Here is a 17,125-nt window from a genome sequence, read left to right on the forward strand (position 1 = left end):
CGGGTAATACAGATGTTCGACGGCGAGACGGTGAGACGATCGACCGCGCGATACGGAACAACTCCGTGTTCGAGCTGGACCATCGCGTCGTTCGCGTCGACGGCACGCTCGGACGGGTTCCACGCGCACCCGGCGACGACAATCCAGACAAATTGGGGGCGCGTTCCCGTTGATAAAATGGCGTGCACACGCCTGACGCTAAACTACGGTAGATGAACGCTCCATACGGCTCCGACGCAGGTAGCAGTGTCCAGATCCTGTGGGAGGACGGCGAGCGCGTCTTTTGCCGGAGCCGATCCCCGGATGGAAGCGATTGCGTGCTGATCGCGCGCACCGCCGGCGAACATCCCCTGCCCGCCGTCCTCGATCGCCTTGCTCACGAATTTGCGCTGAAGGACCAGCTCGACGACATGTGGGCCGTGCGCCCAATCAGGCTGGTGCGCGAAAACGGACGAATCGCGCTGGTGCTCGCCGATCCCGGTGGCGAGCCGCTCGAACGGCTGGTCGGCGTACCCGGCGAGATGGAACGCGTCCTGTCCCACGCCGTTGGCATTGCCGCGGCCCTGGGCAAGCTCCATCAGCGTGGCCTCGTCCATAAGGACATCAAGCCCGCGCATATCCTGGTGAACTGCACGGACGGCCATGTCCGGCTGACGGGCTTTGGCATCGCGTCACCGCTGCCACGCGAGCGGCAATTGCCGCAGCCGCCGGAAACGATCGCCGGCACCCTCGCCTACATGGCACCCGAGCAGACCGGCCGGATGAATCGTTCAATCGATTCGCGCAGCGACCTGTACGCGTTCGGGGTGACGCTCTATCAGATGCTCACCGGTACGCTGCCCTTCACGGCCACGGACCCGATGGAATGGGTGCATTGCCATGTTGCGCGCAAGCCGATGCCGCCTGCCGAGCGGATCGACACGATTCCGCAGGCGATCTCGGACCTCGTGATGAAGCTGCTCGCCAAGACACCCGAAGAGCGCTATCAGACGGCAGCGGGCGTCGAACAGGATCTGCGGCGGTGCCTCGCCGAATGGCAGCGCCAGCACCACGTCAATGCCTTCCCGCTGGGCGAACACGACACGCCCGACCGGTTGACGATCCCGGAAAAGCTCTACGGACGGGAGCGCGAAGTCGACGCCATGGTCGCCGCGTTCGAGCGTGTCGTCACGAGCGGTACGCCCGAACTGGTGCTGGTGTCCGGTTATTCCGGCATCGGCAAGTCTGCGGTCGTCAATGAACTGCACAAGGTGCTGGTTCCGCCACGGGGACTCTTCGCGTCGGGCAAGTTCGACCAGTACAAGCGCGACATACCGTATTCGACTCTGATACAGGCTTTTCAGGGCCTGGTGCGCCCGCTTCTTGGCAAGCGGGAATCGGAACTGGCGCTCTGGCGCGACGCATTGATCAGGACACTCGGACCGGATGCGCGGCTCGTGACCGACCTGATTCCCGAGCTGAAGCTCATCATCGGCGAACAGCCGGCCGTCCCGGAACTCGACTCGCATCAGGCGCAACGCCGTTTCCAGCTTGTCTTCCGCCGCTTCATGGGCGTCTTTGCGCGACGCGAGCATCCGCTGGCGCTTTTTCTCGACGATCTGCAATGGCTCGACGCCGCGACACTCGAACTGATCGAGGATCTCCTGACCCGCTCGGATCTGCAGTACCTGATGCTGATCGGCGCGTATCGCAACAACGAGGTGGATGCCACGCATCCGTTGATGCGTAAGCTCGATGCAATGAGGCGCGCAGGCGCGAGGCTCGATGAGATTGCGCTCGCCCCGCTCGCCCGCGAGCACGTAACACAGCTGATCACGGAAGCGCTTTTCTGCGAGCCGGAACGTGCTGCCCCGCTTGCGCACCTCGTGCACGCGAAGACGGCCGGCAATCCATTCTTCGTCATCCAGTTTCTGCATGCACTCGGTGACGAGGGGTTGCTCACCTTCGATCACGACACGGCCAACTGGCGCTGGGACCTGCGCCACATTCACGACAAGGGATACGCCGACAACGTGGTGGACCTGATGGTCGCGAAGCTGAAGCGTTTGTCGACGGGAACACAGGGCGCGTTACAGCAGCTCGCCTGTCTCGGCAACAGCGCGTCGGCCGCGATGCTGACGCAGGTGTTCGGCATCTCGACGCAGAAGGTCCGTGCGCTGCTGCGCCCGGCTGTCGATCATGAACTGGTCGAACTGCGGGACAACGCCTACCGGTTCCTGCACGACCGTGTGCAGGAAGCCGCCTATTCGATGATCCCGGAACATTCGCGCGCCGACGCCCATCTGCGTATCGGGCGGCTGCTCGCGGCGCAAACACCCGCTGACAAACGTGAAGAGGCGATCTTCGAGATCGTCAGTCAGCTCAACCGTGGCGCGGCACTGGTGACCTCGCGGGACGAACGCGAGCAGCTTGCCCGGTTCAACCTGATCGCCGGCCGGCGAGCGAAAGCGTCGACGGCCTATTCGTCCGCGCTCGCCTATCTGACTACGGGCGCGGAACGCCTGCAGGACGATTGCTGGGAGGACGAACATGAACTGATGTTTGCGCTGCAGTTGAACCGTGCCGAATGCGAATTTCTCACCGGCCGGTTAGCGCTCGCCGAAGAGCGCCTGGCGATGCTGTCACATCGCGCCGCGACCACCGTCGAACAGGCGCATGTCGCGTGTCTGCGCATGGACGTCTACCTGACGCTCGATCTCAGCGGCCGCGCCGTCGACGTCTGTCTGGACCATCTCCGGCAAGTCGGCATCGACTGGTCGGCGCATCCGGAAGAGACCGACGTGCAGCGGGAATACGGAAATATCGTCGCCCGGCTTGCGGGCCGCACGATCGGTTCGCTCGTCGATTTGCCCCTGATGCAAGACCCGGCATCCCTCTCGACCGCTGATGTGCTCAGCAAGCTCCTGAGGCCGGCATGGTTCACCGATGCCAATCTGGCCTCCCTGACGATATGCAAGGTCATCAGTCTTAGCCTCGAACGTGGCAACTGCGATGCGTCGTGTTTTGCGTACGTCATGTTTCCGCGGATCGCCGGGCCGCGCTTTCGCGACTATCAGGCCGGATTCGAGTTCGGCCAGCTTGGCTACGAACTGGTCGAACGACGCGGGCTCAAACGTTTCGAGGCCGTGACGTATCTCTGCTTCGCGCTGTACGTGATGCGCTGGACGAAGCATGTCCGCCGCAGCAGCGAGATGCTGCGGCGCGCATTCGATGCGGCGAACCGCACCGGGGACGTTCCGTCCGGCGCCTATACGCGCTGCCATATCGTGACGGACCTGCTGTTCGCCGGTGCGCCGTTGATCGAGGTCGAAAGCGAGGCCGAACAGGGACTCGCGTTTGCCGGGAAGGCGCGATTCGGGCTCGCCGTCGACAACCTCACCACACAGCTCGCGCTGATCCGCATGCTGCGCGGCGCGACGCTCCAGTTCGGTTGCTTCGACCACGGCGGGTTCAACGAGCTTCGAATCGAGCAGCATCTGTCCGGCAACCCCGCTCTCGCGACTCCCGCTTGCTGGTACTGGATCCGGAAGCTGCAAGGGCGCTATCTCGCAGGCGACTACGGCGCCGCCATGGACGCGGCGTCGACTGCGCGACAACTGCTGTGGAGTTCGTCATCGCACCTGGAAGAGAGCGAATACCATTTTTATGGTGCTCTGGCCCTGGCTGCATATTGCGACCGCGCACCCGCCGGGGAGCGGCAGCACCACCACGACGCCATCGCGGCCCATCATCGGCAACTGGAGATCTGTGCGAAAAACTGCCCGGAGAATTTCGGCAACCGTGCTGCGCTGGTCGGTGCCGAGTTGGCACGCCTGGAAGGCCGCGATGTCGAGGCGATGCGCCTGTACGAAGAGGCCGTCCGCTCGGCGCGCGCGAACGGCTTCGGGCACAACGAAGCGCTCGCCAATGAACTCGCGTCCAGTTTCTACGCGGACCGCGGTTTCGACCGGATTGCGCGCATGTACCTGCAGGACGCGCGGCGCGGCTACCGGCGTTGGGGTGCCGAAGGCAAAGTGCGGCAACTCGACGAGCGCTACCCGCATCTGCGGGACGAAGAGCGGGCAGCCGGACCGGGCGGTACGATCGGCGCATCCGTCGAACACCTCGACCTTGCTACCGTCATCAAGGTGTCGCAGGCGGTTTCGGGAGAGATCGTCCTCGACAAGCTGATCGACATGATCATGCGCACGGCAATCGGACAAGCGGGCGCCGAGCGAGGCTTGCTGATTCTTCCGGACGCAAGCGGACAACGTATTGCAGCGGAGGCCCGCACGGATGGCGGCGAGCCTCGCGTGCAACTGTGCGATGTACCCGCAAGCGCGACGGTGATGCCCGAGTCGGTTCTCTACCATGTGCTTCGTACCGGAGAAAGCGTCATTCTCGACGATGCCGTGGGCGAGCCCACGTTCGCGACGGATCCATACATCCGTGGATATCGCACCCGTTCGATTCTCTGCTTGCCGCTGGTGAATCAAACCAGGCTCATCGGCGCGCTGTACCTCGAAAACAATCTGATCACGCGTGCCTTCGCACCTGCGCGGATTGCGGTGCTCCGGCTCCTCGCCTGCCAGGCGGCGACCTCGCTCGAAATAACCCGTCTGTACCGCGACCTGGCGGAACGAGAGGCGAGGATCCGGCGGCTCGTCGACGCCAATATCATCGGCATCATCGTGTGGAACGCCGAAGGCGACATTCTCGAAGCCAATGACGCATTCCTGCGGATGGTGGGATACGAGCGCGAGGAACTCGTGTCCGACCGGCTCCGGTGGAAGGATCTGACGCCAGTGGAATGGCGCGAAAGCACCGCCCGGGCGCTGGCGCAGATCCGGCAGGACGGGAGCATTCAACCCGCCGAAAAGGAATACGTCAGGAAGGACGGCAGCCGCGTGCCCGTGATGGTCGGCAGGGTCGCGTTCGACTCCAGCGGCAAGGAAGGCGTCGCTTTCGTGGTCGATCTGACCGAGCGCAAGGAGGCCGAGCACCGCTTGCGCGAATCGTACGAGATGCTGCGGGAACTGAATTCACGTCGCGAGACGGCCCGCGAGGAGGAGCGCAAGCATATCGCGCGGGAAATGCATGATGAACTCGGACAACATCTCACCGCACTGCGCCTGCGGGCGTCGGTGTTGAGCATGCAACTCGGCAACGATCGCCCGGATCTGGCCGGACAGACCCAGGCACTGGTCGCCCTGGTGGACGAAACCATGCAGGTCGTCAGGAGCGTGATTACGTCGTTGCGCCCTGCGGCACTGGATGCCGGCATTGCGGCTGCGTTCGAGTGGCTCGCGGCCGAGTTCAACCGCAACGACAGCCGTACCGTTTGCCGCCTCCACTTGCAGGACGAGAATATCGTCGTGAGCGAGGACTGCGCGATCGTGCTGTTTCGCCTCGTCCAGGAAGCGCTGACCAATGTCGCCCGTCATGCGGCCGCCAGCCAGGTCCTCATCACGCTGAAGCGGACGCCCGACGCCTGCCTTCTGGAGGTGCGCGACGACGGTCGCGGATTCGATGTTCTGGCGATCAGAAAGAGATCATTCGGACTGGCGGGCATGGAAGAGCGCGTTCTGATGCTGGGCGGCCAGATCAACGTGATCAGTTCGCCCGGAGCCGGTACGACGATCAAGGTGAGAATTCCCGACGGCCAGACCATGCCGGCCTAGCCGATTTGGCACGAGGGCCATGCCGCATTTCACAACCGCTCGATCAGGCGTGCGTCGCCATGTTCGCAATACGCGTGACATGCAGTGCGTGCGGCATTCGCCGCGCCGTGCACGAACAGCGGCGCATCCGCGCGGCGCGACATCGACACCACGATCGACGGCGGCGACGGCTGCAATGGCAACTCGATCACTTCTCCCCGCGCGATCAGATCGTCGACGAACAGGCGCGGAATCGCCGCGACGCCGAAACCGTCGCGCACCAGCTGCACGATCACCGAAATGGACGGCGAGCCCGTGATGCGCGTATCGGCGAGCGGCACGCCGTTCGCAAGCGCAAGCTTGCTGACGATGTCTTCGAGCGCGCGATGCGGCGCGGTTCCCCGGCCGAACGTCAGAATCGGATGACGCAGCACGCGCTTCGCGAGTCCGCTGCGCGATAGCGGCAGCAGACCCGCGCGGGCGATCCAGTGAACGGGATAGTTGGCGAGCGCGTCGCACACCACAGACTCCTCATCGCTGCCCTCCACCCGGATGATCAGATCGAGTTCGCCCGCCATCAGCCGGCGCTGCAGCACCACGCTGACGTCCACCGCGAGTTCCACTTCGAGCTGCGGATAGTCGGCTGCCAGGCGGCGCATGTAGTCGGCCAGCCAGCTATGCACGACCGTCTCGATCACACCCAGGCGCAGCTTGCCGCGCATCGTGCCTTCGTTCGACGCGGCCGCCTGCAACTGACGCGTCGCCTCCACGACCGCTTTTGCATAGCCGAGCAGGTATTCGCCATTTGGCGTGAGCCGGAAGTCGCGGCTCTCGCGATCGACAAGCACCGTTTGCAATTCGTCTTCGAGCGCTTTCAGACGCTGCGAAATCGCGGCGGGCGTCGCATGCAGCGCGGTCGCCGTCGTACGGAAACTGCGCAGCTTGGCGAGCGTGACGAAGGTTTCGAGAAAGCGAGTGTTCATGGCGCGAAGCGCTTCAAAAAAATCGACGTGACTCGGGAAAACCCGTGGTTTCGTTAAGAAATTCTATTCGCCGACTGCAAAGAAAACTAGTTGGCGTCAAATTTTCTTCTTTTCTATGCTTCGGCTAACGGTACGCAATTCGTGATGCGCACCGAACCAGAACCCTTTCGAAGCACGCCCGACATGACTCCATACGAATTCCGCCTGGCCGTTCGTCACGGCGACTTTCGCGGCCCGACGGCCGGACATTGCGGCGAGTACGCGCAAGCGAATCTCGCGATCCTGCCCGCCGCGCACGCGCACGACTTCCTGCGCTTCTGCCACGCGAATCCGAAGCCGTGCCCGCTGCTGGGTGTCGGCGAACCGGGCGACTTTCGCGTGCCGATGCTCGGCCTCGAGATCGACATCCGCACCGACGTGCCCGCCTACAACGTCTATCGCGACGGCGCGCTGAGCGAGCGCACCGATTCGATCGAATCGCTCTGGCGAGACGATTTCGTCGTGTTCGCCATCGGCTGCTCGTTTTCGTTCGAACACATGCTGGCGCTGGAAGGCATCGGGCTGCGTCACGTCGAGGAAGGCCGCAACGTGCCGATGTACCGCACGCATATCCCGAACCGGTCCGCAGGCGTATTCGGCGGCGAACTGGTGGTGTCGATGCGCCCGATGCGCGGCGCCGACGCGATCCGCGCCGTGCAGATCACGAGCCGCTTTCCCGGCGTGCACGGCGCGCCCGTTCATATCGGCGACCCTGCCGAACTCGGCATCGCCGATCTCGCGCGCCCCGACTTCGGCGACGCGGTGACGATCCGCTCAGGCGAACTACCCGTCTACTGGGCTTGCGGCGTGACGCCGCAAACCGCGCTGATGGCGGCGAAGCTGCCGCTCGCGATTGCCCATGCGCCGGGCCACATGTTGATGACGGATATCGCGAACGCGTCGCTAGCCGTGTTCTGAACGCCGCGGCGCGCGTTGCGCCGCATCGCTGAAGGGCTTCCCGTTCGTCGAACGAAATCTGGCCGCGCCGACCAGAGGGGCTGTCTCATTTCTTCGAATCACATCAGGCGTTCGGGCGGCGCCACACGTTCCCTACGCGTCTATCAACAGGAGCAACAGATGGACAGCAAGACACTCGCGGCAATCGCAGACGAGCCCGCCGAAACGGCCGGTGCGACCCGGCTTTCGTGGTATGCGGAAGCCGGTCCGCGCGCGCAGCGCGCGTTCTGGAGTTGCAAGGTCGGCTACATGCTCGACGGCATGGATACGCAGATGCTCTCGTTCGTGATCCCGACGCTCGTCGCCACATGGGGCATCTCGTTCGCGGATGCGGGCTTCATCGGCACGATGACCCTGCTGTCGTCGGCGCTGGGCGGCTGGATCGCGGGCATCCTGTCGGACCGCATCGGCCGCGTGCGCACACTGCAACTCACCGTGCTGTGGTTCGCCGTCTTCACCGGTCTGTGCGGGCTTGCGCAGAACTACGGGCAGTTGCTGGCGGCGCGTGCATTGATGGGCTTCGGCTTCGGCGGCGAGTGGACGGCGGGCGCCGTGCTGATCGGCGAAGTGATCCGCGCACGTGATCGCGGCAAGGCCGTGGGCCTCGTGCAGTCGGGATGGGCGCTCGGCTGGGGGCTCGCCGCCCTGCTCTATGCGGTCCTCTTCTCGGCCATGGCGCCGGAACTCGCGTGGCGGGCGCTCTTCCTGATCGGCCTCGTGCCCGCGCTGCTCGTGCTGGTGATCCGCCGCTATGTGAAGGAGCCCGAGGTTTTCGAACAGGCGAAGGCCACGCAGCGCGACACGCACGACAAGCCGCGTTTCACCGATATCTTCGCGCCGAAGCTGCTCTCCACGACGCTGCGCGCCGCGCTGCTCACGACGGGCGCACAAGGCGGCTACTACGCGATCACCACGTGGCTGCCCACGTTCCTCAAGACGGAGCGCCATCTCACGGTGATGGGCACGGGCGGCTATCTGGCGATGATCATTGCGGGCTCCTACATCGGCTATCTGTCGAGCGCATGGCTCACCGACCGTCTTGGCCGCAAGCCGAATTTCATTCTGTTCGCCGTGGGCTCGATGGCTATCGCATTCGCCTACACGTCGCTGCCGCTCACCAACACGTCGATGCTGTGGCTCGGCTTTCCGCTCGGCTTCTTCGCCTCCGGCATTTTCTCCGGCATGGGCGCGTTTCTCACCGAACTCTTTCCGACTCGCGTGCGCGGCTCGGGACAAGGCTTCTGCTACAACGTCGGCCGCGCGATCGGCGCGCTCTTTCCCGTGCTGATCGGCTCGTTGTCGAAACAGTTCGGCCTTGGCACCAGCATCGGCATCTTCGCGGTGGCCGCGTATGGCGTGTTGATCATCGCCGCCCTGACGTTACCCGAAACACGCGGGCGTGAACTCGAATCCGCCTGAATGCCGCGCCTGATCGTACGCGCATCCGATCAACCGAATCCGTATCACGACCTCATCGACATCGCACCATGAATCACGTTCACGTACCCGAGGCTTGCACGCCGTCCCGCTGGCAGTTCTGGATCGACCGCGGCGGCACGTTCACCGATATCGTCGCGCGTCGCCCCGATGGCTCGCTGACTACGCACAAGCTGCTTTCCGAGAACCCGGAGCAATACCGCGATGCAGCCGTCGCGGGCATCCGCCACCTGCTCGGCTTGCGCGCGGACCAGCCGATCACGCCGCGCGACGTCGAGATGGTCAAGATGGGCACGACCGTCGCGACCAATGCGCTGCTCGAACGCAAAGGCGAACCCGTCGCGCTCGTGACCACGCGAGGCTTTCGCGATGTGCTGCGGATTGCCTATCAAAATCGCCCGCGCCTGTTCGACCTCGATATTGCACTGCCCGAAGCGCTGTATCAGCGCGTGATCGAAATCGACGAACGCATGAGCGCGCAAGGCGATGTGGTCGTACCGCTCGATCTTTCCTCTACGGAAGCCGCGCTGCGCGAGATCTACGATGCTGGCATTCGCGCCCTCGCCATCGTGCTCGTTCATGGCTACCGGTACACCGGACACGAAAGCGAAGTCGCGGCACTGGCGAGGCGTATCGGCTTCACACAGGTTTCCGTTTCGCACGAAGTCTCGCCGCTGATGAAGATGGTGTCGCGCGGCGACACCACCGTGGTCGATGCGTATCTGTCGCCCATCCTGCGCCGTTACGTCGATCAGGTGGCGAGCGAAATGCCCGGCGTGAATCTGCAGTTCATGCAGAGCAGCGGCGGTCTCACGCGCGCCGATCTGTTCCAGGGCAAGGACGCGATTCTCTCGGGACCGGCGGGCGGCATCGTCGGGATGGTGCGCGCGGCGCAGGCGGCGGGCTTCGAGCGCGTGATCGGGTTCGACATGGGCGGCACGTCGACCGATGTGTCGCACTACAACGGCGAGTTCGAGCGTGTGTTCGAAACGCAGGTAGCGGGTGTGCGCATGCGCGCGCCGATGATGAGCATCCACACGGTAGCCGCCGGCGGCGGCTCGATACTCGGCTTCGACGGCGCGCGTCTGCGTGTCGGTCCCGACTCGGCCGGCGCGAATCCCGGCCCGGCTGCTTATCGCCGCGGCGGTCCGCTCACGGTGACCGACTGCAACGTGATGCTCGGCAAGATTCAGGCGGACTACTTCCCGCGTGTGTTCGGACCGCACGCGAATGAAGCTCTCGATCGCGAAGCCGTCGCAGCGCGTTTTCACGCGCTTGCAGAAGACATTTTCGCGGCGACGGGACAACGGCGCACGCCGGAAGAAATTGCGGAAGGCTATCTGGAGATCGCGATTGGCAGCATGGCGAATGCGATCAAGAAGATTTCGGTGCAGCGCGGTCACGACGTGTCGCAGTACGTGCTGACGACTTTCGGCGGCGCGGGCGGCCAGCATGCATGCGGCGTCGCCGACGCGCTCGGCATGACGAGCGTGTTCGCGCATCCGCTGGCGGGCGTGCTGTCGGCGTTCGGGATGGGACTCGCCGACCAGACCGCGATGCGCGAGCGTGCACTCGAAATCGTACTCGACGAGACGTCGCTTGCCACCGTCGATGCGGCGCTCGATACGCTCGTCGACGAAGCCACTCGCGCATTGCTCGACCAGAACGTCGACGCCGCGCGCATTTCCACGGTGCAGCGCGTACACCTGCGCTATCAGGGCACCGATTCAGCGCTCGCAGTGAATGCGGGCAGCGTCCAGTCGATGCGTGAAGCATTCGAAGCCGCCTATCGTCAGCGTTACGCGTTTCTGATGGCGGACACGCCGCTCGTGGTCGAACTCGCCTCGGTCGAGGCGATCGGTCATTCGGATACGCAACCGTCGACGGACAGCGTCGCCGTTCGCCCGGCCGGCGAAGCGCCCGCCCGGGCCGCCGTCGTCCGCATGTATTCGGGCGCGCGATGGCACGACGCGTCGCTCTTTCTTCGCGATACGCTGATGGCGGGCGACACGCTCGACGGCCCCGCCATCATTGCGGAGAAGAACGGCACCACCGTGGTCGAACCCGGCTGGCAGGCGGCCCTCACCGAAGACGGCAACGTCGTGATGACACGGGTGCTGCCGCTGCCCACACGCCGCTCCATCGGCACACAAGCCGACCCCGTGCGGCTCGAAATATTCAACAACCTGTTCATGTCGGTCGCGGAGCAAATGGGACTGCGCCTGCAGAACACCGCGTACTCGGTCAACATCAAGGAGCGGCTCGATTTCTCGTGCGCGATCTTCGACGCCGCCGGCAATCTGATCGCGAATGCGCCGCACATGCCCGTGCATCTGGGATCGATGGGCGAAAGCATCCGGACCGTCATCGAACGCAATCGAGGCAGGATGCGCGACGGCGACGTGTTCATGCTCAACGATCCGTATCACGGCGGCACGCATCTGCCCGACGTGACCGTGATCACACCCGTGTTCGCCGACAGCAGCGAAACGCCGCTCTTCTATGTCGGCTCGCGCGGCCATCACGCGGATATCGGCGGCATCACGCCCGGTTCGATGCCGGCCGCTTCCACGCATATCGAAGAAGAAGGCGTGCTGATCGACAACTGGCGGCTCATTTCGGCAGGCACGCTGCGCGATGCCGAAACGCGCGCGCTGCTGGCCTCCGGCCGTTATCCCGCGCGCAACGTCGCGCAGAACATGGCCGATCTGCGTGCGCAGGTCGCCGCCAATCAGAAGGGCGTGGACGAACTGCGCCGCATGGTCGCGCAGTTCGGCCGCGAGGTGGTGCTCGCGTTCATGCAGCACGTGCAGGACAATGCGGAAGAGGCCGTGCGTCGCGTGATCGGCGCGCTCAAGGACGGCACCTATCGCTATGAACTCGACAATGGCGCGGTAATCAACGTCGCCATTCGTGTCGATGCGGCAACGCGCAGCGCAACCGTCGATTTCACCGGCACGTCCGCGCAGTTGCCGAACAATTTCAACGCGCCCAGGGCGGTCTGCATGGCGGCCGTGCTCTACGTGTTCCGCACGCTGGTGGGCGACGACATTCCCCTCAACGCAGGCTGCCTGAAGCCGCTCTCCGTGATCGTCCCCGAAGGTTCGATGCTCAATCCCGTCTGGCCGGCCGCCGTTGTCTCTGGCAATGTCGAGACATCGTCTGCGATCACGAATGCGCTGTATGGCGCACTCGGCGTCGTTGCGTCGAGCCAGGGCACGATGAACAACTTCACGTTCGGCGATGCCCGCTACCAGTACTACGAGACGATTGCGGGCGGCAGCGGCGCGGGCCACGGTTTCGACGGCGTCGACGCGGTGCAGACGCATATGACCAACTCGCGCCTGACCGACCCCGAAGTGCTCGAATGGCGCTACCCGGTGCGGCTCGAATCGCATCTGATCCGGGTGGAGTCCGGTGGCGCGGGACGATGGACGGGCGGCAATGGCGCGATCCGGCGCATCCGTTTTCTGGCGCCGATGACAGCTTCGATTCTCTCGAACAATCGCATTCATGCGCCGTTCGGCGCGGCGGGCGGCACAGCGGGCAGACCGGGGAGGAATCGTGTCGAGCGTGCGGACGGCGAAATCGTCACGCTCGGACATATCGCCAGTGTCGAGATGGCTGCGGGCGATGTGTTCGTCGTCGAAACGCCAGGTGGTGGTGGTTTCGGGCAAACGTAAGCTGGTTTGCGGCATCGACACTTGCCGACTGCCTGCCGATGATCGAGTCGCGGCAGGCGCGTCGGCAATCCCGCGTCTTCACACCCTTTCAATTCTGGAAGCGCAACTGCGTCAGTGCAAATCTGACCGCGACGGGTTGCGTCTTGCAATCGCCCGATGTGCTGCCGGACTGCCGGGGAACGCGTCGGGCGGATGTCCAATCCGGCCATGTACCCCGCTGCCCAAGGCGGGTGTTGGTATTCCTGCCGGGCGCTCATGACTCGACGGCCTTCCGCTGCCCGCCTTACACTCTGTACAAGCCGGGCGTGGTTATTGCTGATCTCCTATCCCGGCATGCGGAACGATACCGGCTCGCCTCAAGCGTCACATCCGCGTGAGAACCCGGGGCGCCATGCTGGCTGTTCTCCTCTTGCATCGCATTCAGGCCGCACGTTGAGCGACAATTGATGGGGAATGAATTCGCCGCCGGCTGCGAAAGATTGTCGAGTTCGTCTGGCGCCCGCCGGACGCATCCAGAAATTTGCCGGGGAAACCGGAAAGAAGACAGCATATGCTCGAGGCGGTCAGCGACCATGGATGCGTGGGATGGAGCGGCGAAATGGCTCAGCGAATTCGCGAATTCGACTGGTCAGCGACGTCGCTGGGACCCATCGCCCAGTGGTCGAGCAGTCTGCGAGCGGCCGTTCAGATGTTGCTCGCCTCCCCCGTGCCTCTCGTCATGCTTTGGGACCGTGCTGGTTACATGGTCTACAACGATGCATACGCGATATTCGCGGGCGGTCGCCATCCGGTTCTGCTCGGCGCGCCGGTAGAAGAAGGTTGGCCGGAAGTTGCGGCGTTCAATCGCAACGTAGTCGACACCTGTCTGGCGGGTGGCACCCTGTCGTACCGGGACAAGGAACTCGTCCTTTACCGCAAGGGCGTCGCCGAAGACGTCTGGATGGACCTCTATTACAGTCCGGTGGTAGAAGACGACGGCGCGCCCGCGGGCGTTATCGCCGTTGTCATTGAAACCACAGAGCGTGTCATCGCCGAACGACGGCAACGGGAAGCCGAGTCGGCGCTGCTTCAGCTGACGCGCAACCTCGAAGAGAGAGTGGCCGACGCGGTGGCTGTTCGGGTGGAACTCGAAGAGCAACTGCGGCAAGCCCAGAAGATGGAAGCCATCGGTGCTCTGACGGGCGGCATTGCACACGACTTCAACAATGTGCTGCAAGTCGTCTCCGGCAATCTCCAGGTGCTTGCGATACAGGAACGGGGAAACTCGAATGTGCAAAAGCGTGTGGCGGCTGCCGCAACGGCCGTCGAACGCGGCGGGAAGCTCTCGTCGCAGTTGCTTTCATTCGCCCGACGCCAGCCGCTCTCGCCCACGGTGATCAATATCGGACGCATTTTCGAGGGTCTTGCCGATCTGCTGCAGCGGGCTTTGGGAGAGACTGTTTCCGTGCATATGTCGTTGCCGCCCAATCCCTGGTTGATTCAGGCTGATCGGAACCAGCTGGAGAATGCGATGCTCAACCTGCTCATCAACGCGCGTGATGCGCTCGATGGAGAGGGGCGAATCAGCGTCATCGCAGAGAACGTCGTCGTGGGCAAGAACGAAGCAACGCGGTCCGACATCTCTCCCGGAGAGTATCTACGCCTGACGGTGCAGGATGAGGGCCGGGGGATGTCGGCTGAAGTACTCGCGCGGGCGTGTGAGCCCTTCTTCACGACCAAGGAGGACGGCCGCGGGACCGGCCTGGGTTTGAGCATGGTCTTCGGCTTTGTCCGGCAAAGCGGCGGCCACCTTTCCATCGAGAGCAAGGTCGGTCACGGCACGTCGGTTCAGATGTATTTCCCCCGAACCGCCGTGGCGGAAACGGTCGCCGACGTACGCGACGCTGCCGCGCACGTCGGCCGCAATGAAACGGTTCTGGTCGTCGAGGACGATGCCGGCGTACGTGCAACCTCCGCCGAACTGTTGCGCGAACTCGGCTACAAGGTCATTGAAGCTGTTAACGGGGACGCGGCGTTGGCGCTATTGAAAAACGGCGTCGGTGTCGACCTGGTGTTCACGGATGTTGTCATGCCTGGAACGGTCAAGAGCGCGGACCTCGCCGCCTGGGCGAAAAGCCGCGCGCCGGCGATTCCCGTGCTTTTTACGTCCGGGCACACGCGCGACATGATCTCGAAAAATAACATCCTCGCACCCGACGTCAAGCTGCTGCAGAAACCCTATCGCCCCGAGACGCTTGCCCAGATGGTCCGCGACCTCCTTTCCAAGTCCGTATAGGACTGCAATTCGCGCGTCGCATGGTCTCGGCATCGGAATCCTGTCTGCGCAGGGTTGGTGCTTATATAGCAAATGTTGCATCGCGCGCACTTCGGAACATCAATGATCGTTCGCGGGCTTCAGGCGTTTGTAGCGATAAACCGTCTTTTCGGTGCCAGCCCCCATAGGGAGCCATAGCAGCGTCATGTGATAGCTCATATGGGTCCACGTGGTGAGCAGAATGTCGCCGTTGCTATCGAGCCTCACCGAACGGCCGGAAAAGAAGTAGTTCGGGCCGTACTCGCTCCGTGACGATTGCTCCGGCGTGACCCAACTGATGACGCCTGCCTCGCACGATACCTTGACGACATCGCTGAATCTCGTGCGAAAGCTACCCGCCTCCGAGGTGCCATAGTATGTCGTGACCATGTAGTTGCCGTCGGCATTCTTTCGAAAATCTGCGGTATCGGGCGCGATGCGACGGCCGTTCGCTTCCCTTCTGTAGCCTGCGCGTATCGCTTCGGCTGCTTCAGGGTTCTCCACCTGGAATATTTCGTCCGTGAACGGCAATACGCCGCCTGGCCCATAGCCTTCAACGATCTGTCGTACCCGGCCTTCATAAAGACCGCTCACGTCAGGACATTCGGGGGATAGCACGGCCTTTGCGTTGTTGGCTGTGTAATCAGCCGATTTGGGCGCCGATGTGCATCCACTAGCCAGCGCAACCATTGAAACTATCGCAGCAGCGTATATGCGAGGAGCGCGGAAAGCGTCGCGCGGTCTTGAGGATACGTGGTCATGATTCAATGTCGACATAGCGGAGAGGTAAGTGCACGATTGATCAGAAGCTGTGCGCCATCGGACCATTCGTCGGGGTTGTTGATCATATATGCGCGCACAGCTTGCAGTTCGTCTGCTGTTGTATGAAGCCCCGCCTCGTCGCACACGAGCCCCAGCGTGCGGCCATACTCCGCGCTTCCATGTACATATCCCGTGACATAGGTGGCGAGTTCTGTGGCAGGTGGGCCGCCTTCGACAAGCGCCTGATCAACACCCCGCTTCAGGTCATCAACTGACAGCGCGAAGCAACGTTGCGTCGCGACCAGAGAGACCAGAAGAGCAATCGTTATTCTTCTCTGCATTTCTGAAATCCACGCCGGATTCAATGCCGCTTTCCTGCTTTCCTGTTCTATGAATGAACGCACTTGGCGAACGCCAGTAACGCCGAGACGACTGCGAAAGAGAAGCAAGCTTTCCAGTTGCCGATGATCAGCGGCATCTTGGCCCGTTCATCGGGCGTCATGCCTCGCGCTCGCACGCCAAAGTAGACGAACGCAATGGATATGATCACAGACACAGCAATGTCGTACATAGAGCCGAAAACCTGGCTTCCGTAAGTTTGTGGCATTTGGGCGAATCCCTGTTTAGTTGTATTGCTAGAATTCTATGGATATCTGGTATAGCCCAGCATCTGGTTGACATATCTCGAGCGCCTGCCATTCACGCGCCATCTTTCACCTGTTGCAGTCCCTTCTTGCTCTGGATTCGATACGCATATTTGAAACTGATCGGTCGGATCGTCGACTTTGATAAGCGTCAGACCATAGCAGGTATGCTTTCCCCGCTCTACAAACTTCGACGCCACTTCATACGTTGCAACGTATGAGACGCCGACGACCTGATTCATAACATTGGCAGCCGCCTCCGTCCCGAATCCCACCAGAATGACTGCCGCGAGCACTGCCGTCGCCCAGGATTCTCCAATCCCCATCTGACGCTCTTGCGATGCATACCTTGGCGTGTACCAGGAGCCAACTAGCATTTTCTGAAGACGCCACGCGATGAATATCGCAACCGGAATCGCAAGTGGCACGATACGACTCCAGTATTCATGGCGAATCCGGAACGCAGGACCATTAAACGATGAGCCCCAAGCCAGGACAAGGGCCGTCACAAAAACTATTGAAAAGACACCATAGGAACTTCGACCATTAGCCACCGCTAGATCTCCCTGTTTTCAATTGCTTTTTCTTCTTCGCAGTAGCAATTCATTCTTGTCGTCGCCTGCTCTAGCGGATCCGCGGATGCGCTGAACCCCACAGCGCCAGTTGCTGGTTCGCTGCACCGATATCG

General features: G+C 62.8%; 9 protein-coding genes. 5 read left to right on the forward strand and 4 right to left on the reverse strand.

Going from position 1 to position 17,125, the window contains the following annotated elements; translation table 11 throughout:
• Window positions 1-212: 212 nt before the first annotated feature.
• Entirely contained in the window at window positions 213-5,660 is a 5,448-nt protein-coding gene (locus tag G3N95_RS01840) for an AAA family ATPase (protein WP_205968240.1), read from the forward strand.
• Window positions 5,661-5,689: 29 nt separating this feature from the next.
• On the opposite strand, the gene G3N95_RS01845 is transcribed toward G3N95_RS01840, so the two are convergent.
• A complete protein-coding gene (locus G3N95_RS01845; protein WP_205968241.1) occupies window positions 5,690-6,622 on the reverse strand; it encodes a LysR family transcriptional regulator in 933 nt (310 codons plus the stop codon).
• Window positions 6,623-6,805: 183 nt separating this feature from the next.
• On the opposite strand from G3N95_RS01845, the gene G3N95_RS01850 reads away from it, so the two are divergent.
• The 4 genes from G3N95_RS01850 to G3N95_RS01865 all read left to right on the forward strand — a co-directional run bounded on the left by G3N95_RS01850 (window position 6,806) and on the right by G3N95_RS01865 (window position 15,013).
• Window positions 6,806-7,579 carry a putative hydro-lyase gene (locus tag G3N95_RS01850; RefSeq protein WP_205968242.1) on the forward strand — a complete coding sequence of 258 codons (774 nt, stop codon included), beginning with the start codon at window positions 6,806-6,808 and terminating at the stop codon, window positions 7,577-7,579.
• 159 nt (window positions 7,580-7,738) lie between these two features.
• On the forward strand, window positions 7,739-9,037 hold the full coding sequence (locus tag G3N95_RS01855; protein ID WP_205968243.1) for an MFS transporter: 1,299 nt from the start codon (window positions 7,739-7,741) through the stop codon (window positions 9,035-9,037).
• 68 nt (window positions 9,038-9,105) lie between these two features.
• Window positions 9,106-12,738 carry a hydantoinase B/oxoprolinase family protein gene (locus G3N95_RS01860; protein ID WP_205968244.1) on the forward strand — a complete coding sequence of 1,211 codons (3,633 nt, stop codon included), beginning with the start codon at window positions 9,106-9,108 and terminating at the stop codon, window positions 12,736-12,738.
• A gap of 550 nt (window positions 12,739-13,288) precedes the next feature.
• Window positions 13,289-15,013 carry an ATP-binding protein gene (locus tag G3N95_RS01865; protein ID WP_205968245.1) on the forward strand — a complete coding sequence of 575 codons (1,725 nt, stop codon included), beginning with the start codon at window positions 13,289-13,291 and terminating at the stop codon, window positions 15,011-15,013.
• A 99-nt stretch (window positions 15,014-15,112) separates the two neighbouring features.
• On the opposite strand, the gene G3N95_RS01870 is transcribed toward G3N95_RS01865, so the two are convergent.
• The 3 genes from G3N95_RS01870 to G3N95_RS01880 form a co-directional block, all read right to left on the reverse strand.
• Entirely contained in the window at window positions 15,113-15,721 is a 609-nt protein-coding gene (locus tag G3N95_RS01870; RefSeq protein WP_205968246.1) for a hypothetical protein, read from the reverse strand.
• A 74-nt stretch (window positions 15,722-15,795) separates the two neighbouring features.
• Entirely contained in the window at window positions 15,796-16,197 is a 402-nt protein-coding gene (locus tag G3N95_RS01875) for a hypothetical protein (protein WP_205968247.1), read from the reverse strand.
• Between the two features lie 239 nt (window positions 16,198-16,436).
• Window positions 16,437-16,991: a hypothetical protein gene (locus tag G3N95_RS01880; protein WP_205968248.1), complete on the reverse strand. Its 555-nt coding sequence runs from the start codon at window positions 16,989-16,991 to the stop codon at window positions 16,437-16,439.
• Window positions 16,992-17,125: the final 134 nt, after the last annotated feature.

This window comes from Paraburkholderia sp. Tr-20389 (assembly GCF_017104565.1).
Lineage (GTDB): Bacteria > Pseudomonadota > Gammaproteobacteria > Burkholderiales > Burkholderiaceae > Paraburkholderia.